Annotated in this window: 1 protein-coding gene; it reads left to right on the forward strand. The window is 59.2% G+C overall.

Features of this window, described 5'->3' with window-relative positions; all coding sequences use genetic code 11:
- Window positions 1-201: hypothetical protein (locus SB751_RS34215; protein ID WP_410749522.1), on the forward strand; the 201-nt coding region annotated here is incomplete at its 5' end.
- Between the last annotated feature and the right edge of the window lie 44 nt (window positions 202-245).

The raw sequence follows: 245 nt of genomic DNA on the forward strand, positions 1-245 counted from the left end.
GGCGGCGGCGACAGGCTGCTCGAGGCCGAGGGCGTCGTTGGCGATCGCGTCGAGGGGGCTTTGGGTATTGCTCGAAGTCATGAAAATCCTTGGTACACAGGAAATAGAACGTCGGCGCCAATCGGCATACCCAAGTCGTCGGATTGTGCAAACAAATCGAAAAACGGGGGCAATCCGCACACGGGGGCGGATTTTCGTTAGAAGCTGTTTTGGGTGCGGCTCAGCCCGGATTGGCCAACCGCCAG

Origin of the sequence: Cupriavidus sp. SIMBA_020 (assembly GCF_046535395.1) — a bacterium.
Lineage (GTDB): Bacteria > Pseudomonadota > Gammaproteobacteria > Burkholderiales > Burkholderiaceae > Cupriavidus > Cupriavidus campinensis.